At 70.5% G+C, this 17,934-nt stretch carries 20 protein-coding genes; 9 read left to right on the forward strand and 11 right to left on the reverse strand.

Annotated elements, in window-relative coordinates:
• Positions 1-17: 17 nt before the first annotated feature.
• Entirely contained in the window at positions 18-1,307 is a 1,290-nt protein-coding gene (locus G6N45_RS02105; protein WP_163720209.1) for an adenylosuccinate synthase, read from the reverse strand.
• 90 nt (positions 1,308-1,397) lie between these two features.
• Here G6N45_RS02105 and G6N45_RS02110 point away from each other — a divergent pair, with 90 nt between their 5' ends.
• From G6N45_RS02110 to G6N45_RS02120, 3 genes are read left to right on the forward strand one after another with little or no spacing between them, the layout of a single operon-like run.
• Complete coding sequence (locus tag G6N45_RS02110) at positions 1,398-1,970, forward strand: peptidase M50 (protein ID WP_179965333.1); 573 nt, start codon at positions 1,398-1,400, stop codon at positions 1,968-1,970.
• Positions 1,971-1,979: 9 nt separating this feature from the next.
• Positions 1,980-2,759 (forward strand): site-2 protease family protein, encoded by a 780-nt coding sequence (locus tag G6N45_RS02115; RefSeq protein WP_163720210.1) that lies wholly within the window; start codon positions 1,980-1,982, stop codon positions 2,757-2,759.
• A 42-nt stretch (positions 2,760-2,801) separates the two neighbouring features.
• A complete protein-coding gene (locus tag G6N45_RS02120) occupies positions 2,802-3,707 on the forward strand; it encodes a cation diffusion facilitator family transporter (RefSeq protein ID WP_163720211.1) in 906 nt (301 codons plus the stop codon).
• Between the two features lie 52 nt (positions 3,708-3,759).
• Here G6N45_RS02120 and G6N45_RS02125 read toward each other — a convergent pair whose 3' ends face one another.
• The gene (locus G6N45_RS02125) at positions 3,760-4,176 is read right to left on the reverse strand and encodes a DUF3151 domain-containing protein (RefSeq protein WP_163720212.1); all 417 of its coding nucleotides are present in this window, start codon (positions 4,174-4,176) and stop codon (positions 3,760-3,762) included.
• Positions 4,177-4,268: 92 nt separating this feature from the next.
• Here G6N45_RS02125 and G6N45_RS02130 point away from each other — a divergent pair, with 92 nt between their 5' ends.
• Complete coding sequence (locus G6N45_RS02130) at positions 4,269-5,018, forward strand: Rv0361 family membrane protein (RefSeq protein WP_163720213.1); 750 nt, start codon at positions 4,269-4,271, stop codon at positions 5,016-5,018.
• Here the strand turns inward: G6N45_RS02130 and fbaA are convergent.
• Positions 5,015-6,052 (reverse strand): class II fructose-bisphosphate aldolase, encoded by a 1,038-nt coding sequence (fbaA, locus tag G6N45_RS02135; RefSeq protein ID WP_057150298.1) that lies wholly within the window; start codon positions 6,050-6,052, stop codon positions 5,015-5,017. The genes G6N45_RS02130 and fbaA overlap by 4 nt on opposite strands.
• Positions 6,053-6,103: 51 nt before the next feature.
• Positions 6,104-7,117, reverse strand: coding sequence for an alcohol dehydrogenase catalytic domain-containing protein (locus G6N45_RS02140; RefSeq protein WP_163720214.1), 1,014 nt, complete (start codon positions 7,115-7,117; stop codon positions 6,104-6,106).
• Between G6N45_RS02140 and G6N45_RS02145 the strand changes: the two genes are divergently transcribed.
• Complete coding sequence (locus G6N45_RS02145; protein WP_163720215.1) at positions 7,116-7,841, forward strand: DedA family protein; 726 nt, start codon at positions 7,116-7,118, stop codon at positions 7,839-7,841. The two genes, G6N45_RS02140 and G6N45_RS02145, sit on opposite strands and share 2 nt — an antisense overlap.
• On the opposite strand, the gene map is transcribed toward G6N45_RS02145, so the two are convergent.
• The gene (map, locus tag G6N45_RS02150; protein WP_163720216.1) at positions 7,798-8,568 is read right to left on the reverse strand and encodes a type I methionyl aminopeptidase; all 771 of its coding nucleotides are present in this window, start codon (positions 8,566-8,568) and stop codon (positions 7,798-7,800) included. The genes G6N45_RS02145 and map overlap by 44 nt on opposite strands.
• Positions 8,569-8,620: 52 nt before the next feature.
• Between map and G6N45_RS02155 the strand changes: the two genes are divergently transcribed.
• The gene (locus tag G6N45_RS02155; protein ID WP_163720217.1) at positions 8,621-8,887 is read left to right on the forward strand and encodes a helix-turn-helix transcriptional regulator; all 267 of its coding nucleotides are present in this window, start codon (positions 8,621-8,623) and stop codon (positions 8,885-8,887) included.
• A gap of 10 nt (positions 8,888-8,897) precedes the next feature.
• Here G6N45_RS02155 and nhaA read toward each other — a convergent pair whose 3' ends face one another.
• Both nhaA and G6N45_RS02165 read right to left on the reverse strand, forming a co-directional pair.
• The gene (nhaA, locus tag G6N45_RS02160) at positions 8,898-10,754 is read right to left on the reverse strand and encodes a Na+/H+ antiporter NhaA (RefSeq protein WP_163720218.1); all 1,857 of its coding nucleotides are present in this window, start codon (positions 10,752-10,754) and stop codon (positions 8,898-8,900) included.
• Complete coding sequence (locus G6N45_RS02165) at positions 10,747-11,856, reverse strand: glycoside hydrolase family 76 protein (RefSeq protein WP_163720219.1); 1,110 nt, start codon at positions 11,854-11,856, stop codon at positions 10,747-10,749. The genes nhaA and G6N45_RS02165 overlap by 8 nt, the downstream gene beginning before the upstream one ends.
• Positions 11,857-11,928: 72 nt before the next feature.
• Between G6N45_RS02165 and G6N45_RS02170 the strand changes: the two genes are divergently transcribed.
• Together G6N45_RS02170 and G6N45_RS02175 are read left to right on the forward strand one after the other, a co-directional pair.
• On the forward strand, positions 11,929-12,465 hold the full coding sequence (locus tag G6N45_RS02170) for a TetR/AcrR family transcriptional regulator (protein WP_246228845.1): 537 nt from the start codon (positions 11,929-11,931) through the stop codon (positions 12,463-12,465).
• Positions 12,462-14,051: an MFS transporter gene (locus G6N45_RS02175; RefSeq protein ID WP_163720221.1), complete on the forward strand. Its 1,590-nt coding sequence runs from the start codon at positions 12,462-12,464 to the stop codon at positions 14,049-14,051. Before G6N45_RS02170 ends, G6N45_RS02175 begins: the two co-directional genes overlap by 4 nt.
• On the opposite strand, the gene G6N45_RS02180 is transcribed toward G6N45_RS02175, so the two are convergent.
• From G6N45_RS02180 to ttfA, 4 genes are read right to left on the reverse strand one after another with little or no spacing between them, the layout of a single operon-like run.
• Positions 13,944-14,588 carry a TrmH family RNA methyltransferase gene (locus tag G6N45_RS02180; RefSeq protein ID WP_163720222.1) on the reverse strand — a complete coding sequence of 215 codons (645 nt, stop codon included), beginning with the start codon at positions 14,586-14,588 and terminating at the stop codon, positions 13,944-13,946. The two genes, G6N45_RS02175 and G6N45_RS02180, sit on opposite strands and share 108 nt — an antisense overlap.
• Positions 14,588-15,475 carry a hypothetical protein gene (locus G6N45_RS02185; protein WP_163720223.1) on the reverse strand — a complete coding sequence of 296 codons (888 nt, stop codon included), beginning with the start codon at positions 15,473-15,475 and terminating at the stop codon, positions 14,588-14,590. The genes G6N45_RS02180 and G6N45_RS02185 overlap by 1 nt, the downstream gene beginning before the upstream one ends.
• Before the next feature lie 6 nt (positions 15,476-15,481).
• Positions 15,482-16,258, reverse strand: coding sequence for an SDR family NAD(P)-dependent oxidoreductase (locus G6N45_RS02190; RefSeq protein ID WP_163720224.1), 777 nt, complete (start codon positions 16,256-16,258; stop codon positions 15,482-15,484).
• A 14-nt stretch (positions 16,259-16,272) separates the two neighbouring features.
• Positions 16,273-17,082, reverse strand: coding sequence for a trehalose monomycolate transport factor TtfA (gene ttfA / locus G6N45_RS02195; protein WP_163720225.1), 810 nt, complete (start codon positions 17,080-17,082; stop codon positions 16,273-16,275).
• A 108-nt stretch (positions 17,083-17,190) separates the two neighbouring features.
• On the opposite strand from ttfA, the gene G6N45_RS02200 reads away from it, so the two are divergent.
• Complete coding sequence (locus tag G6N45_RS02200) at positions 17,191-17,862, forward strand: SDR family NAD(P)-dependent oxidoreductase (protein WP_163720226.1); 672 nt, start codon at positions 17,191-17,193, stop codon at positions 17,860-17,862.
• Positions 17,863-17,934 lie beyond the last annotated feature (72 nt).

A 17,934-nucleotide genomic window follows, 5' to 3' on the forward strand; every position in this document is an offset into this window, starting at 1 on the left:
CGAGCGCTCATCGGCCGTCACGCCAGCACGTCGCGGCGCACGATCGTCTGATCGCGCCCGGGGCCGACGCCGATGCACGAGACATGGGCGCCGGCAAGCTCTTCCAGACGCAACACATAGTCGCGGGCCTTGGCGGGCAGGTCGTCGAACTCGCGGGCCCCCGAGATGTCCTCCCACCAGCCGGGCAGTTCCTCGTATACGGGCTCGGCGCGTGCGATGTCGCTCTGGGTCATCGGCATCTCATCGGTCCGCTTGCCGTCGACGGTGTAGCCGACGCAGATCGTCACCGTCTCCAGGCTCGACAGCACGTCGAGTTTGGTCAGGAAGTAGTCGGTGATGCCGTTGACCCGGGTGGCGTACCGCGCGATGACCGCGTCGAACCACCCGCAGCGACGGCGCCTGCCGGTGGTGACCCCGACCTCGCCGCCGGTCTTGGCCAGATACTCGCCGTACTCGTCGAACAGTTCGGTGGGGAACGGCCCCGACCCGACGCGCGTGGTGTAGGCCTTGAGGATTCCCAGCACCGTGGTGATGCGGGTGGGCCCGATGCCTGAGCCGACGGCCGCCCCTCCGGACGTCGGATTTGATGACGTCACAAAGGGATACGTGCCGTGGTCGACGTCGAGCAGGGTGCCCTGCGAACCTTCCAGAAGGACCGTCTCGCCCCGCTCGAGCGCGGTGCCCAGCAGCAGCCGGGTGTCGGCGATGCGGTGCCGGAAACCCTCGGCCTGCGCCAGCAGGTTCTCCACCACCTCGCTCGCGTCGAGCGCCTTGCGGTTGTAGATCTTGACCAGCACCTGATTCTTGAATTCCAGTGCGCCCTCGATCTTCTCGGCCAGCGCCGCCGGGTCCAACACGTCGGCGACACGGATGCCCTGCCGCGCGATCTTGTCCTGGTAGCACGGGCCGATGCCGCGGCCGGTGGTGCCGATCTTCTTACTGCCGGCGTACCGTTCGACGACCTTGTCGATCGCGACGTGATAGGGCATCAGCAGGTGCGCGTCGGCCGAGATGAGCAGGCGTTCGGTGTCCACGCCGCGCTCTTCGAGGCCGCGCAGCTCGGTGAGCAGCACCCCGGGGTCGACGACGACGCCGTTGCCGATCACGTTCGTCACGCCCGGGGTGAGAATCCCCGACGGGATGAGGTGCAACGCGAAGTTCTCCCCCGTCGGGAGGACCACCGTGTGGCCGGCGTTGTTACCCCCCTGGTACCGGACCACCCACTGAACCCGGCCACCGAGCAGGTCGGTGGCCTTACCTTTGCCCTCGTCGCCCCACTGGGCGCCGATGAGGACTATTGCCGGCATGCCGCGCCTCTTCCGCTCGTCTGCTGTGCATAGTGTGTGCAGCCGGTGAGCTACCTTATCCGATCGCGGTCCCAGACCCCGCCCGTCGCGCTGCTGACCTTCGGCGACCGCCGGGCGCCCCGCGCGCTGCGCGAGCTGCCCACCACCGGACTGGACGGCATCACGGCCTGGCGCCGGGTCGTCGTGGTCGGCTCGTCCGCAGACCTGGCCGCCACGCTGACCGCCCTGCTGCGCGCGGACCGGCTCGACATCGAGGTGGCCCACGTCCGACGGCACTGGCGGGCACGGCAGGCACTGACGTCGCCCGCCACCCGGGTGCCGCTGATCAGGGACGAGACCGGCACCGTCGTCGTCGGGGCGGCACAGTGGCGGCCCGCCGAGGGGCAGCGCACGATCCGCGGCGAGGCCGTCGTCGACGACACCGTGCTGTTCGACGGCGAGGCCCCCGCGGTCCGCATCGAGCCGACCGCGAAGCTGCCCGGCCTGCGCGCCGCCGTGCTCCCGGGCCGGTGGCGACCGCGGCGCTGGGTGGCCGGGCGGGCCGCGCAGTTGGGCACGACGGGCGCGCTGGTGACCCGCGACGGCGTGACCGGCCCGCGGCCGCTCCGGCGCTCGACGTTCTACCGGCACACGGAGGGCTGGTTGCGGGTCGGCCGCAGGTAGCTTGGGTGAGTGAGCATCCGTCCGCTGCACCAGTCGGTGCGGCCGAGTCCCCCCTTCCTGGCGCTGATCGCGGTGACGGCCGCCGGCGGGGTGCTCGCCTGGCTCTCGGCCGCGCAGGCCGCACCGATGGCGTACGCCGGGGTGTTCGTGTTCGTGATCTTCGGCTGGCTGGTGTCGCTGTGCCTGCATGAGTTCGGCCATGCGTACTCGGCCTGGCGGTTCGGCGACCGTGACGTGGCCGCACGCGGCTACCTGACGCTCAATCCGCTGAAGTACTCACACCCGCTGCTCTCGCTGGGGTTGCCGATCCTGTTCATCGCGCTGGGCGGCATCGGTCTGCCCGGCGGCGCGGTGTACGTGCAGACCGGCTGGATGACCGCGCGGCAGCGCACGCTGGTCAGCCTGGCCGGCCCGGCGGTCAACCTGGTGTTCGCGGTCGTGCTGCTGGCGTTGACCCGGCTGCTCTACGACCCGGCGCACTCGGTGTTCTGGGCCGGGGTGGCGTTCCTGGGGTTTCTGCAGGTCACCGCGTTCCTGTTGAACATGCTGCCTATTCCGGGTCTGGACGGGTACGGCGCGTTGGAGCCGCATCTGAGCCCGCAGACGCAGCGCGCCGTGGCGCCGGCCAAGCAGTGGGGCTTCCTGATCCTGCTGCTGCTGTTGTTCGCCCCCGGCGTGAACCAGTGGTTCTTCTCGGCCGTCTACTGGCTGTTCGAGCTGTCCGGGGTGCCGTCGTACCTGTCGGCCGTGGGCGGGCAACTGACCCGGTTCTGGTCGGCCTGGCAGTAGGCCCCTTGCCACATATGCGACTTTGCGCATATATTCGGCCCCATGGGTGCGGGACACGACCACAGTCACCGGAACGACCCTGACGCCCGCGTCTCCCGCATGCTCATCGCCGCGGGGATCCTGACGATCTTCTTCGCCGTCGAGCTGGGTACCGCGTTGGCGATCAACTCGATCGCGCTGCTGGCCGACGCCGGGCACATGCTCACCGACCTGGTCGCGATGTTCATGGGCCTGACCGCGGTGCTGCTCGCCAAACGCGGCAGCGCGTCGCCGTCGCGGACCTACGGCTGGCACCGCGCCGAGGTGTTCACCGCGGTCGCGAACGCGGTGCTGCTGATGGGCGTGGCCTGCTTCATCCTCTACGAGGCCGTCGAACGCCTCGGCGGCGCGCCGGAGGTGCCCGGCGTGCCGATGATCGTCGTCGCGCTCGCCGGCCTGCTCGCCAACGCGGTGGTCGTGCTGCTGCTGCGGTCGCAGTCCAAGGACAGCCTCGCGGTCAAGGGCGCCTACATGGAGGTCGTCGCCGACACCGTCGGCAGCATCGGCGTGCTGATCGCGGGCATCGTCACCGTCACCACCGGATGGCCGTACGCCGACGTCGTCGTCGCCGTGTTCGTCGCGCTGTGGGTGCTGCCGCGGGCGATCTCGCTGGCCCGGGCCGCACTGCGGATCCTGTCGGAGACCTCGCCGAGCCACATCGACGTCGACGAGCTGCGCGCGGCGCTGTGCGCGGTCGAGGGCGTCACCGAGGTGCACGACCTGCACGTGTGGACGCTGGTGCCGGGCAAGGACATGGTCACCGCGCACCTGACCAGCAAGGGCGACTCCGCGAGGGTGCTCGACGACGCGCGCGCGGTGCTCGCCGCGCGCGGCCTCGACCATGCGACCGTCCAGGTCGAGCCGCCCGATGCGGCCGCCGACTGCGAGTGCGAAAGCCAGAACCGGTAGCCCCGCCACGCCTGCCGATCGCTGTGCGCGCGGCGGTCGAGAAGCGGTGAGATCAGGCCAGGCCGAGTTCGGCGCGGGCCGCCGGATCGCAGTCGTCGAGCAGGTCCAGGCAGCGCTGGTACTCCGGAACCTCCCCGATCGCGTCGGCGGCGCGGGCCAGCGCGGCGACGCAGCGCAGGAAGCCGCGGTTGGGCTCATGGCGGTAGGGCACCGGGCCGAAACCCTTCCAGCCATTGCGGCGCAACTGGTCCAGCCCGCGGTGGTAACCGGTCCGGGCGTAGGCGTACGCGGTGATGGCCTGGTCGTCGGCGAGCGCATCCTCGGCCAGCGCCGCCCAGGCGATCGACGCCGACGGGTGCGCCGCGGCCACGATGGCCGGGTTCTCCGCGGCGTCCAACTCGGCTTCGGCCTCCGGGTCACCCGGCAGCAGTGCCGGTTCCGGTCCCAGGAGATCGCCCATCCGAGTCATGGGCACCATTGTGCCGTGCGGGGTTACTCAGTCGTCACCGCGGATGGATAAGCTTCGGCCATAGCGCCGTCAGGGAGGACCGCAGCACTCCGATGTCGAACCCCACAGGCCCGGATCAGCCGGACCAGCCCACCGACTCCGACCACGAGCCCGCCACCGAGGTCTTCGCGCCCGCTGATCCCGCCGAGCAGGATCCGTCGGCGCAGTCCCAGGAGGAGCGCCGCTTCACGGCACCCGGTTTCGACGCGGGTTCCACCCAGATCATCAACCGGCCCACCGAGCCTGCCACCGAGGTGTTCGGCACCGGTGGCCATGCCGAGACAGAGGCCTTCCCGGCGCAGCCCGTTGCGCCGCAGAAGATCCCACCGCGCGGTGACGCGCCGAAGCCGCCCGGCAAGAAGCGCAGCTGGGGCTGGGTGATCGCGATCGTGCTGGTGATCGCCGCGCTGGCCGCCATCGCCATCGTCGGCACGATCCTGCTGACCCGCGGCTCGTCACCGTCGGCGTCGCAGGAGGACCAGGTCCGCGACACGATCCAGAACTTCGACGTCGCCGTGCAGAACGGGGACCTGGCGACGCTGCGCAGCATCACCTGCGGCACCACCCGCGACAGCTACGTCGGCTACAGCGACAAGTCGTGGGAGCAGACCCACGCGCGGGTCGCCGCGGCCAAGCAGTATCCCGTCGTCGCCAGCATCGACCAGGTGGTGATCAACGGCGACCACGCCGAGGCCAACGTGACCACGTTCATGGCCTCCGCACCGCAGACCCGCTCGACGCGCAGCTTCGACCTGCAGTTCCGCGACGACCAGTGGAAGATCTGCCAGGCCCCCAGCAGTTAGCCGGCGGTGACGCTGCGGCCGGCGCTGTGCAGGTCGTTGCACGCCTCGACCACACGCTCGGCCATTCCGGCCTCGGCCTTTTTGAAGTAGCTGCGCGGGTCGTAGACCTTCTTGTTGCCGACCTCGCCGTCGACCTTGAGCACGCCGTCGTAGTTGGTGAACATGTGGCCGACGATCGGCCGGGTGAACGCGTACTGGGTGTCGGTGTCGACGTTCATCTTCACCACGCCGTACTTGAGTGAGTCCTCGATCTCCGACTTCAGGGATCCCGAGCCGCCGTGGAAGACGAAGTCGAACGGCTTGGACCCCTCGGGCAGACCGAGCTTGGCCGAGGCCACCTTCTGCCCCTCGGCGAGCACCTCGGGGCGCAGCTTGACGTTGCCGGGCTTGTAGACGCCGTGCACGTTGCCGAACGTCGCGGCGAGCAGGTACTTGCCCTGCTCACCGGCGCCGAGCGCCGCGATGGTCTTCTCGAAGTCCTCGGGCGTGGTGTAGAGCTTGTCGTTGATCTCGGCCTCGACGCCGTCCTCCTCGCCGCCGACCACCCCGATCTCGATCTCCAGAATGATCTTCGCCGCAGCGGCCTGCTTGAGCAGCTCCTGCGCGATCGACAGGTTCTCGTCGATCGGCACCGCCGACCCGTCCCACATGTGTGACTGGAACAGCGGGTTCTGCCCCTTGGCGACGCGGTCGGCCGAGATCGCCAGCAGCGGCCGCACCAGACCGTCCAGCTTGTCCTTCGGGCAGTGGTCGGTGTGCAGCGCGACGGTGATCGGGTAACGCTCGGCGATCACGTGCGCGAACTCGGCCAGCGCCACCGCGCCGGTGACCATGTCCTTGACCCCCAGGCCGGACGCGAATTCCGCTCCGCCGGTGGAGAACTGGATGATGCCGTCGGATCCGGCGTCGGCGAAACCCTTGATCGCGGCGTTGACGCTCTCCGAGCCGACACAGTTGATCGCCGGGAAGGCGAAGGAATGCTCCTTGGCCCGGCCGAGCATCTCGGCATAGACCTCCGGCGTGGCGATGGGCATGGCGGTTCCTCTCGGCTGGGGTGGTTGGAGTATCTCAGGAACGGGGTGCGCTCACACGGTCAGAACCATCCGGTAGCGGGCGCGCCCGGCGTCCATTGCCGCGAAGGCCTCGGCGGCCTCGGCCAGCGGCCGCTCCTCGACCATCGCCCGCACCCCGCTCAGCAGCGCGAAGTGCAGCGTCTCCTCGACGTCGCGCGATGTGCCGGACGGGTGCCCGCTCACCGACAGCCCCGCGTTGATCAGGTCCAGGGGGCTGATCGGCAGATTCTCCGGCGTGACGCCGACGGCGACCAGTTCGCCGGCCGGACCCAGCCCGGCCACGGTGGCCGCCATGGCGGCGGCGTTGTTGGCGGTGGCCAGCACCACCGCGGCGCCGCCGAGCTTCTGCAGTTCCGCGGCGACGTCCTGCTCGGTCGAATCGATGTAGTGGTGCGCGCCGAGTCGCCTGGATTCCTCGGCCTTCCCGGTGCCGCGCGCGATCGCGACCGTCTCGAAGCCCATCGCCCGGGAGAACTGCACGCCGAGATGGCCGAGGCCGCCGACACCCAGGATCGCGACCAGGTCGCCGGCCTTCGCCCGGGTCTGGCGCAGCCCGTTGAACGTCGTCACCCCCGCACAGCCCATCGGGGCCGCCTCGACGAACGACAACCCGTCGGGGATGCGGGCCAGTGCGGTGGCGGGCGTGACCACCGACTCGGCATAGCCGCCGGGGTAGTGCCAGCTCGGCACCTCCATCCGCTCGCACTGCATGAACCGGCCTTTGCGGCAGGGGACGCAGCGATTGCAGTTGCCGCCGAACCAGCCGACCGCCACCCGATCCCCGACCGCGAAGTCCTCCACCCCGTCGCCGACCTCGGCGATCGTCCCGGCGATCTCGTGGCCGAGCGTCAACGGCCACTGCAGCCCGGGGAAATGGCCTGCGTGGAATTCGCGGTCGGTGCCGCAGACGCCGCAGGCCGCGACATCGATGCGGACGTGACCCGGGGCCGGGGACGGCGTGTCGACCTCGACCAGGGCCAGCGGTGCCTCAGCTTCAGCGACGTGGACAGCCTTGTGGGTGGGCATGCCTCACTGTAGAGCGCCGGTACCCTTGAGACCCGTGGTCGTCGACACTCTCGCGCTGATGCCGGACTTTCTGGACCCGATCAACCTCATCGGGTACTTCGGCACCTGGGCACTGGTCGGCATCCTCGTCGTCGTCTTCGTCGAATCCGGCGTGCTGTTCCCGATCCTGCCCGGCGACACGCTGCTGTTCGTGGCGGGCATGCTCGCCGCGGGCACGGCCGCCCGCGCCGACGCCGTCGATGCGAACTTCCACCTCTGGCAGCTGCTGGTGTTCATCCCGATCGCGGCGATCCTCGGCGGACAGGTGGGGTACTGGATCGGCCGCAGCCTGGGCACCGCGATGTTCAAACCCAACGCGCGCGTGCTCAAGCAGCGTTACCTCGACGAGGCGCACCTGTTCTTCGAGCAGCGCGGGCCGTTCGCGATCGTGATCGCCCGCTTCGTGCCGATCGTGCGGACGCTGGCGCCGCTCACCGCGGGCGCCGCACGCATGAGCTACGGCCTGTTCACCGCGTTCAACGTGCTCGGCGCGGTGCTCTGGGGAGTCGGCCTGGTGTTGATGGGCTACGGCCTCGGCCAGTTCGAGGTGGTGCAGAAGCTCCTCGAGCCGATCTTCATCTTCATCGCCGTCGCGTCGATCACCCCGATGATCTGGGAGTGGTACAAGCGCCGCAAGGCCGCTAAGCAGGCCGGCCCGTCAGCACCAGAGCCGCACCATCCGTGACCGCGATCGTGTGTTCGCTGTGCGCGGTGCGTGACCCGTCGGCCGACCGGATCGTCCACCCGTCTCGGTCGTAGACGATCTTCTTGGTGCCCTGGGCAAGCCACGGCTCGAGCGCCAGGGTCAGGCCCGGCCGCAACTCCATGCCGCGCCCGGCGCGCCCGACGTTCGGCACGTGCGGATCCTCGTGCATGGTGCGGCCCAGCCCGTGGCCGCCGAAGTCGGTGTTGACCGGATAGCCGTAGTCGGCGGCCACCGCGCCGATCGCCGCCGAGATGTCGCCGAGGCGCCCCCCGGGCCGCGCGGCGGCGATCCCGGCGGCCAGCGCCTGTTCGGTCGCCTCGATGATCCGCTGGTCCTCGGCGCGCGGCGTGCCGACGATGATGCTGCGCGCCGAGTCGGCGACCCATCCGTCGATCGAGACCGCGATGTCCATGCTGAGCAGGTCGCCGTCGCGCAGCACATAGTCGCGCGGCAGCCCGTGCAGCACCGCGTCGTTGACCGACAGGCAGATGACATTGCGGAACGGCCCGCGACCGAACGACGGCGCGTAGTCCCAGTAGCACGATTGCGCGCCGCGTTCGGCGATCATGTCCCGGGCGCGCTGCTCCAGGTCCAGCAGGTTCACCCCGACCGCGGCGCGCTGCGCCAGGTCGTCGAGCAGCTCGGCGATGAACGCCCCGGTGACTCGCATGGCCTCGATCTCCGCCACCGTCTTCAACTCGACCACTAGCACACCCTTTCATTGACCGGTATAGAAATACCAGTCTATCCTCAGCCCCATGGTGCGATCCCCTTTGACGCCGCAGCAGCGCGCCGCGGGCCGCCGGCTCGGCGCCCACCTGCGTGACGCGCGGGGCGAGCGCAAGGCCGCCGACGTCGCCCACGCCGCGTCGATCTCTCCCGAGACGCTGCGCAAGATCGAGACCGGCCGCCTTGCCACCCCGGCGTTCACCACGGTGGCCGCCCTGGCGGCGGTACTGAACATCCGCCTCGACGAGCTCGCCCGCATCTGCCTGCCCGAGTGGGACCTGGAGAACACCGGCTAGCGGCGCCCTTCTACAACCGCGCGGTCCGGGACTGTTCGAGCGCGCGGATCAGGCTCGCGGCATCCCAGGGTCCGCGGTGCCGCTTGCCGTTGACGAACAGCGTGGGCGTCGCGTTGAGGTCCATCGCCTCGGCGTCCTCTGCGTCGTCGGTGACCCGGTGCAGCACCTTCGACGAGTGGACGCGCACATCGGCGTCGAACCGTTCGATGTCGCAGCCCGCCGCGACCGCATACCGGTAGATGTCGGACCACTCGAGGTCATCCTGGTGGGCGAACAGTTGACGGGCCATCTCCCAGAATCTGCCCTGCAGCGCCGCGGCCTCGCTGGCCCGGGCAGCGTCGAACGCCCGCGGGTGGGCCCGCTCGAGCGGGAAATGCCGCCACACGTAGAGCAACTCATCGCCGAAGTGCGCCCGCACCTCGTCGATCGAGCCGGTCGCGCGGCTGCAGAACGGGCACTCGAAATCGCCGTACTCGACGAGGGTCAGCGGTGCGTCGGGCTCTCCACGGGCATGGTCGCGCTCGGGGTCGATCGGGCGGAGCAGATGCAGACCGACGGGCTCGGGCGGGCTGAGCCAGTCGGTGATCCGGAAGATCGCCCACCCGAAGACGAACGCGAGCACCGAGGCCGCGAGCACGCCGATGCGGGCCTGGTCCTGCCGGCCGGGATCGGTGATGGCGATGTCGACGATGAACAGCGAGATCGTGAAGCCGATACCCGACAGCGCGGCACCGCCCATGATCCGGCGCAGTGTCAGACCCGGCGCCAGCACGCCCAGCCCGGTGCGCCGCATGAACCACGTGGCGCCGGTGATGCCGACGAACTTGCCGATCACCAGGCCCGCGACGATCCCCCACGTCAGCGGGGAGCGCAGCGCCGCGCCGAGGCTCTGCGCGTCCAGCCGCACCCCCGCGTTGACCAACGCGAACAACGGCAGGATGCCGAACGACACGATCGGCCCGACCGTCGTCTGCAGTCGTTCGTTGATCGAGATCGACTCCTGCAGTGAGCGACTCGCCGCCCGCGCGTACTGCGAGTTGGGCGATTGCCGGAACGCGCGGATCTGCTCGACGGCCCGCTCCACCGGGCGCCGTTCCGGGGTGAACACCGGGATCAGCAGCGCCACCGCGACCCCGGCCAGCGTCGGGTGCACCCCGCCCAGGTACAGCGCGATCCACAGCGCGACGCCGAGCACCGCGTAGGCGGGTCCGCGTGCCTTCGGCAGATACCGGACCAGAGCCAGCGCGACGAGCAGCACCACCGCCACCACCAGGGGGGCGACGCGAATCTCGTCGGAGTAGAACAGCGCGATCACGCACAGCGCGCCGACGTCGTCGACGACGGCCAGTGTCAGCAGGAACAGCCGGACCCGCGCGGGGAACACCGGCTTGATGATCGCCAGCGCCCCCACCAGGAACGCGGTGTCGGTGGAGATCACCACCCCCCACGCCTGGGCGTTCTCCCCCAACGGGTTGAAGACCAGGAACACCACGGCCGGCAGCACCAGACCGGCGATCGCCGCGACCACCGGAACCGCGGCGCGCGACCGGTCGGTCAGTTCGCCGATGGTGAACTCGCGCGTCACCTCGAGACCGACGATGAAGAAGAAGAACGTCATCAGCGCGTCGTTGACGAGGTGCTTGACCGACATCTCGACGTGATGCTCGCCGAGGCTGACCCCGACATCGGTCTCGAGCAACGTCGAATAAGCATGCGCCCAGGGCGAATTCGCCCACAGGATGGCGATCACGGTGAACGTCAGCAGCAGCGCCGCGGCCGTGTTATCGGTGGTCTTGTTCGCGGTGCTTCCGCGGCTCAGCCTCGAGGGCCGCAGCGGGAATCCGCGCTGGGTGGCCGGTTCAGTCACGGGCACCGGCGACGGTGTGAGCGGCTTCCATCACCATCCAGCCTGCCAGCTGGACGGACAGATCGCGCTCCGGGATCTCCGAAGAGTTCACCGCACCCTCGACGAACTGCGCGTCCTGGGTACCTGCCGTCGGCACCTGGGCGTCCCGCTCCCAGAACGCGCTGAACAGCGGCAGGTCCTCGACGGTCGCCCGGTTGTCCCACGCCGCCTGCGCCGAGGACAGCACCAGTGATCCGGCGGTGGCGCGGGCCGCCTCGTCCTCCGGCCCGCCTGCGGGCAGCGCGGTGGCCGCCAACGCGAGGTAGCGCGCCAGGATGCCGTGGAACAGGCCTCCGTCACCGCCGCCGGCGCCTTTGAGCACGCCGTCGGGCGCCATGTGCTCGGCGACCGCGGCGACCAGGCGGTGCACCCGCTCGGCGTGGCGGGGATCCTCGGTGCGTACCGCGAGTTCGGTCTCGAGCCCGAGCACCACCCCCTGGCAGTAGGTGTACTGGGCACGCACCAGCGAACCGCCCTTGATCCCGTCGAACACCAGATGGGTCTCCGGGTCGATCAGTGTCTCGTCGATCCAGTCGGCCATCTGCTGCGCTCGGCGCAACCGCCCCTCGGTGCGGGCGAGGAAGATGCCCGCGGGCCCGTTGGCGGGGGCGTTGAAGAACTGGTCCTGTTTACGCCACGGGATGCCGCCACCGTCCTCGGGCACCCAGGACGTCAGGAACTGGTCGGCGAGCGTGTCGAGTGCCTTGGGCCGTTCCACACCGGCGAGCCGGCCCGCCCGCTCCAGCGCGAGCGCCAGCCACGCCATGTCGTCGTAGTAGTCGTTGGTCCACCGGCCGATGTTGCGCAGCCGGTGCCCGCGGACCTGGCGGACGATCCTGTCGAGCCGCTCGGGCTGCGGGTCCCGCACCTGCGCGTCGACCAGGTTGTCCAGCAGATGGGCCTGCCACCAGTAGTGCCACGTCCCGAAGCGGCGCTGCTTGCCCGCGGCCGGCCATGCCACGACGCCGAGCTGGGTGCCCGGCAGTCCCCAGAGCTTGCGGAGGTGGCGGGTGGTGATCGCGGCTTCGGCGCTGGCGGCGCGGTTGGCCCACATCTGATCCATGGGTCGATCCTGCCTCACCCCGCGCCGCGAATCCATGAGACAAATATGTCTCATCTGAGCTATAGTCGTCTCATGTCCAGTCGCGACGATCTACTTCGCGCGGCGGCCGACTACCTCGGTCGCCGACCGAACGCGACGCAGGACGAGATCGCGGCCGCCGTCGGCGTCAGCCGCGCGACGCTGCACCGGCACTTCTCGGGCCGCGTCGCGCTGATGGCGGCGCTCGAGGAACTCGCCATCGCCGAGATGGGCACGGTCATCGCCGCCGCCCGGCTCCACGAGGACAGCGCCGCCGAGGCGCTGCGCCGACTCGTCACCGCCTGCGAACCGGTGTCGCCGTACCTGGCCCTGCTGTACAGCCAGAGCCAGGAGGATCCGGCCGCCTGCCTCGAGGTGTGGGAGGAGATCGACGGCGCGATCACCGACCTCTTCCTGCGGGGACAACGCGACGGCGAGTTCCGGCCCGAGCTGCCCGCGGCGTGGCTGACCGAGGCGTTCTACAGCCTCGTCACCGCGACCGACTGGTCGATCCGCGTCGGCCGCGTCGCCGCCCGCGACTTCGGCCGCATCATCACCGACCTCCTTCTGAACGGAGTACGACCCTCATGACCCGCCGTTGGTTCGCTCTCGGCGTCCTCACCCTTGCCGTCCTGCTCATCGGCGTCGACGGCACCGTGCTGGCGCTGGCGACACCGTTCATCAGCGCCGACCTCGGCGCCACCGGCACGCAGATCCTCTGGATCGGCGACATCTACTCGTTCGTGCTGGCGGCGCTGCTGATCAGCATGGGCAGCCTCGGCGACCGCATCGGCCACAAGAAGCTGTTGCTCTGCGGCGCAACGGCTTTCGCCGCCTTCTCGGTGTTCACCGCCTACTCGACGAGCCCGCAGATGCTGATCGGCACGCGCGCGCTGCTCGGCATGGCCGGCGCGACGCTGGCCCCGGCCACGCTCGCGCTGATCCGCGGGATCTTCGCCGACCAGCGGCAGCGCAGCATCGCCGTCGGCATCTGGGCGTCGGCATTCTCGGCCGGCGCCGCACTGGGCCCCGTGGTCGGCGGCGTGCTGCTCGAACACTTCTGGTGGGGATCGGTGTTCCTGATCAACATCCCGGTGATGGTGGTCCTCGTGGTCGGCGGCATCGTGCTGCTGCCCGAGCACCGCGACCCGCAGCCGGGTCCCTGGGATCTGCCCAGCGTGGCGCTGTCCATGGTCGGCATGATCGGCGTGGTCTACGCGATCAAGGAGGGCTTCGCCGGCCTGAGCCACGGCATCGGCGGGGACGTGGTGATCGCCGGGGTGCTCGGCGCCGCGGCGCTGACGCTGTTCGTGCGGCGGCAGCTGCGGCTGCCGCACCCGCTGATCGACGTGCGGCTGTTCGCCAACCCGCGGTTCTCCGGCGTGGTCGCCGCCAACCTGCTCTCGGTGCTCGGCCTGTCCGGGCTGGTGTTCTTCCTGTCCCAGTACTTCCAGCTGGTGCACGGCTACGGGCCGCTGCACGCCGGGCTGGCGGAGTTGCCCGCCGCGGTGACGGCCACGGTGTTCGGCGTGATCGCCGGCCTGCTCGTGCGTCGCCTCTCCCACCGCCTGGTGTTGACGGTCGGGCTGGCGCTGGTGGGCGTCGCGATGGCCGGGATGATGGTCTCGCTGCTGGTGTTCACGCCGATCGCGCCGTACCCGCCGCTCGGGATATCGCTCTTCGTCGTCGGAGTCGGGCTCGGCCTGGCGTTCACCGTAGCCAGCGACGTGATCCTCGCCAGCGTCCCCAGAGAGCGGGCCGGTGCGGCCGCGGCCGTGTCGGAGACGGCCTACGAGCTCGGGATGGCGCTCGGCATCGCCGTGCTGGGCTCCATCGTCACCGCGGTCTACCGCACCGTCGTCGTCGCCCCGGGAATCCCCGGCCCGGCGGCCGCCCAGGCCCGCGACTCGCTGGCCAGCGCCGTGCACGCCGCCGACACCCTGCCTGCGGCGCAGGCCGAGGGCCTGCTCGACGCGGCCCGCACCGCGTTCACGCACGGGCTGTCGGTCGCCTCCGGGGTGGGCGCGCTGCTGCTGCTCATCTCGGCGGTCGGGGTCTGGATCCTGCTGTCACCACGCCCGGCCGAGGTCGGCGTGCTGGCGGATCCAGGTGTGCATCGCGATCCCCGCGGCGACCGCCGCGTTGATGCTCCGTGTGGAGCCGAACTGCGCGATTGACACCGTCAGCGCGGCACCGGCCCTGGCGTCGTCGGTGATGCCGGGCCCCTCCTGGCCGAAGACCAGCAACGCCTCGCGCGGCAGCGTCACCTCCTCGATCCGGGCGGCGCCGGGCACGTTGTCGACCGCCACCACGGTCAGCCCCTCCCGGGCCGCGGCGTCGAGCAGCGCCGCGGTGCTGTCGTGGTGACGCAGCCGCTGGTAGCGGTCGGTCACCATGGCGCCGCGGCGGTTCCAGCGCCGCCGCCCCACGATGTGCACGGTGTGTACCGCGAAGGCGTTGGCGGTGCGCACCACGCCGCCGATGTTGGCGTCGTTGCCGAAGTTCTCGATCGCGATGTGCAGCGGATGCCTGCGCTCGTCGATGTCGGCGACGATCGCCTCGCGGGTCCAGTACCGGTAGGCGTCGACGACGTTGCGGGTGTCGCCGTCGCGCAACAGCTCCGGGTCGAAACGGGCGTCGGCGGGCAGCGGACCCGGCCACGGCCCGACGCCCGGACCGTCCCCCCACTCGGTGGGGCCGGGCTCGTCGGTCATCAGCGCGTCCACAGCACGGCGTGGGTGCCCACCACCGACACCGTGGCGTACAGCAGCGCCTGGTTGATCTCGCCCTGTGTGCACAGCGAAGCCCGGACCTGCACGCCCTCCCGCGACGCCTCGGGCAGCACCAGCAGCGAGGCGCCGTAGACGCTGCAGGCGTGACTGAGTCCCCGGCCAGGCAGCGTCGGGGCGGCCACCACCATCAGCGGACCGCCCCGCGCGGCGGAGTCGTCCCGGTAGCGGGCCGCCAGTCCGCTGATGTCGAGACCGATCAGCATGTAGCCCTTGCCCGAGAAAGCCTCGGGATCGCCCAGCGCGGTCGGGTCCAGCGCGGTGCCGTCGGCCCGGAACGCGTCCAGGCTGGTGGCCTTGATGCTCAGCCCGGTGTCGTTGGCGTTGATCTGCGGCAGGCCGATCGGGAAGGCCGCCGGGTAAGCGATCGTCGTGCCCGGCATGCGGTCGCGGGGCGAGTAGGCGTACACGCCGCGCACCTGAGCTTGGTCCCGGAACGGGCCGATGCACACCGTGCCGGACATCCGGTCCGGCGTCGGGGCCGAAAGAGGTTGCAGCGCAAGAGTTGTGACGTCCTCGCAGCCGCCGAGCGCATTCGCCTCGACAGGGTGGTCGAGTGCGCCGTAGAGGCCGAAGCGGATGTCGGAGGGCTTGGCGTGCGCCCCGCCCTGCTGCGACGGTGCGGCGTCGACGTCGATGAGCACGTAGTCGGCGTCGAACCGCAGGTTGGCCACCGACATGTTCCACCCGAGGGTGGCCAGCGATTCTCCGATCGCCGCGGTCGCGGCCGAGTACACGTCGTCGTCTGCAGGCTCACCCGAGCAGGAGGTGGCGGTCAGCACGAGCGCCAGCAGGATCGCGATCAGCCGCACGGTGTCTCAGGTCCGGCCACGGCCCTTGCCCACGACTCTGGTCAGCGCGCGCACGACATTGCGCGGCACCAGGCGACCCCCGGTGGTCAGCGCCTTGTACTGCAGGCCGGGGATGATGACGACCCGGCCCTTGGCCATGTCGGCCATCGTCTCGCGGACCACGTCGTCGACGTCGAGCCACAGGAACGACGCGGTCCCGGCCATGTCGATGCCGGCGCGCGCGTGGAACTCGGTGCGAACGAAGCCGGGACAGAGCGCGTGAACCCCCACGCCGGTGCCGCCCAGCCCGTTGGCCAGTCCCTCGGAGAACGACACCACCCACGCCTTGGACGCCGAGTACGTCGAGCCGCGCCCGGGCAGCAGGCCCGCGACGCTGGCCACATTGAGCACCGTGCCCTCTCCGGCGGCGAGCATGGCGGGCAGCGCGGCATGGGTGAGCGCCATGACGGCGGTGACGTTGACGTCGAGCTGGGCCTGCAGCTGTTCGTAGGGTGCCGACCAGAACTCTCCGGCGGTGCCGAAGCCGGCGTTGTTGACCAGCACCCGCACCCCGGCGCGCAGCCGCGCGGCAACCGCCTCCCGGTCGGCGGACTCGGACAGGTCCGCGCGGATCACCTCGACCCGGGCGCCCTGTTCGTCGCGCAGTTCGGCGGCGAGGCGCTCCAGCCGGCTGACGTCACGGGCCACCAGCACCAGGTCGTAGCCGTCGACGGCGTAGCGGCGCGCGAAGCCCTCACCGATCCCGGACGTCGGTCCGGTGATCAGAGCGACGGGGCGAGACATGCCCCAGAGAATACTTATCGCTGATAGTTCGGCGATTGCCGCCCGTTGCGGGGGGCCGGCGGGACCGGCTGCACCGGCGGCTGGGGGCGGCGCTGCGGGCTGTGCCGACCCGATTCGGGCGGGGGCGGCGCGTCGCCGCGATGGGCCGGGGCCGGGGTGAGCGGGCGACTCGGGGAGCCGCTGCGCCGCGCGACGGGCTGACCGGTGGCCGCGGACGGCAACGGCGGGAGCACGCGCAGCAGGTCGTTGAACTGGCGCACGGTGCGCAACCCCTCGTCCCACTGGGCGCGGGTGCTGGTCACGGGCATGCTGATCAGCGTCCAGTTCTGCTCGTTCCACATGATCTCCGCGCAGTCCGGGGCGGTGTGGGCGAACGTCACCATCCGGCGGTCGCAGGCGCGGCGGGCAGCGTCGAGGTTGGTGGAGTACACCATCCGGGGCCCGATCGCGCCGAGCAGCCAGATGTCGCTCTCGCGGGGCTCCTTGATGCCCTTGAGCCGCATGTCCACCACGACGTTGGTGCCGACCTTGCGATGCAGCGCGATCACGGTGGCGACGTCTTCGAGGTCGAAGATGAACACGGCCTCGCCGCGGATCTGTCCGAGCACCACGTTCTTGGCGGTCACGTTGCCGACGGTGGACATCACGCCGCGTTTCCAGCGCGTGAGAATGTCGGCGGATTCCTGCTCGTAGTCGAATCCGTGCGACTTCGCCCACGACTTGCGGCGCCGGCCCAGACCGCGGCGGCGGTCGTGGTCGACGTACAGAAGTACCGCCGCACCCACGAAGCAGAGTGCGGACAGCGTGAACCAGAGCGGAACCATTGCGTTCAGAGTATCCGCTTCCGACGGTCCGGTCCGAATCCGAATGGGTCACAACCCGGTCACCTTCTCCGGGATCTCCCGTCGGCGCTGGCCACGCATACTGACCGGATGACCGACCTGTCGGGTAAGGCCTACCTCGTCGTGGGGGCGAGCGGCGCGCTCGGATCGCTCATCGCGCGGTTGCTGGCGGACCGCGGCGCGGACCTGACGGTGACGGGTCGCTCCGCCGACGCGCTGGCCGCGATCGGCGACGTCCATGCCGTGACCGCCGATCTGCGCGACCCCGACGCCGGGCGGACCGTCGTTGAAGCGGCCCGCGAGAAGCACGGCCGGCTCGACGGGGTGGTCATCGCGGCGGGGGTGGTCGCGTTCGGACCGCTCACCGACATCGACGACGACACCGTCGACGACCTGGTGCTTGTCGATTTCCTGGCGCCGCTGCGGGTGCTGCGCGCCGCGCTGCCGGTGCTCGAGCCGGGCGGGGTGATCCTCGGCATCAGCGCGGTCGTCGCGGAGAAGCCGATGCCGAACATGGCGGTGTATTCCGCGGTCAAGGCGGCGACGGCGGCGCTGTTCACCGCCGCGCGCACCGAGGCGCGACGGCGCAGGATCCGCGTCGTCGACGTGCGGCCGCCGCACACCGAGACGGGCCTGGCGGGCCGGGCCATCGCCGGTGATCCGCCGCGCCTTCCGACGGGCCTGGACCCCGACGCGGTCGCCGAGCGCATCGTCGCGGCGCTGCTCGGCAGCGAGACCGAGCTCGCCAGCACCGACTTCTGACTTCCGCCGAGCAGACACAAACTCGCGCGCTTTCCGCAGAAAACGCGCGAGTTCGTGTCTGCTCGCGGTCGG

The organism is Mycolicibacterium psychrotolerans (assembly GCF_010729305.1).
GTDB classification, from domain to species: Bacteria; Actinomycetota; Actinomycetes; order Mycobacteriales; family Mycobacteriaceae; genus Mycobacterium; species Mycobacterium psychrotolerans.

Coding starts and splice junctions, on each gene's coding strand:
- G6N45_RS02120 (WP_163720211.1), top strand. CDS start 2,802: ATGGGTGCGGGACACGACCACAGTCACCGGAACGACCCTGACGCCCGC.
- G6N45_RS02145 (WP_163720215.1), top strand. CDS start 7,116: ATGCCTCACTGTAGAGCGCCGGTACCCTTGAGACCCGTGGTCGTCGAC.
- G6N45_RS02155 (WP_163720217.1), top strand. CDS start 8,621: ATGGTGCGATCCCCTTTGACGCCGCAGCAGCGCGCCGCGGGCCGCCGG.
- G6N45_RS02200 (WP_163720226.1), top strand. CDS start 17,191: ATGACCGACCTGTCGGGTAAGGCCTACCTCGTCGTGGGGGCGAGCGGC.
- G6N45_RS02170 (WP_246228845.1), top strand. CDS start 11,929: ATGTCCAGTCGCGACGATCTACTTCGCGCGGCGGCCGACTACCTCGGT.
- G6N45_RS02165 (WP_163720219.1), bottom strand. CDS start 11,856: ATGGATCAGATGTGGGCCAACCGCGCCGCCAGCGCCGAAGCCGCGATC.
- G6N45_RS02125 (WP_163720212.1), bottom strand. CDS start 4,176: ATGACTCGGATGGGCGATCTCCTGGGACCGGAACCGGCACTGCTGCCG.
- ttfA (WP_163720225.1), bottom strand. CDS start 17,082: ATGGTTCCGCTCTGGTTCACGCTGTCCGCACTCTGCTTCGTGGGTGCG.
- G6N45_RS02105 (WP_163720209.1), bottom strand. CDS start 1,307: ATGCCGGCAATAGTCCTCATCGGCGCCCAGTGGGGCGACGAGGGCAAA.
- G6N45_RS02190 (WP_163720224.1), bottom strand. CDS start 16,258: ATGTCTCGCCCCGTCGCTCTGATCACCGGACCGACGTCCGGGATCGGT.
- G6N45_RS02140 (WP_163720214.1), bottom strand. CDS start 7,117: ATGCCCACCCACAAGGCTGTCCACGTCGCTGAAGCTGAGGCACCGCTG.
- fbaA (WP_057150298.1), bottom strand. CDS start 6,052: ATGCCCATCGCCACGCCGGAGGTCTATGCCGAGATGCTCGGCCGGGCC.
- G6N45_RS02130 (WP_163720213.1), top strand. CDS start 4,269: ATGTCGAACCCCACAGGCCCGGATCAGCCGGACCAGCCCACCGACTCC.
- G6N45_RS02175 (WP_163720221.1), top strand. CDS start 12,462: ATGACCCGCCGTTGGTTCGCTCTCGGCGTCCTCACCCTTGCCGTCCTG.
- G6N45_RS02180 (WP_163720222.1), bottom strand. CDS start 14,588: ATGACCGACGAGCCCGGCCCCACCGAGTGGGGGGACGGTCCGGGCGTC.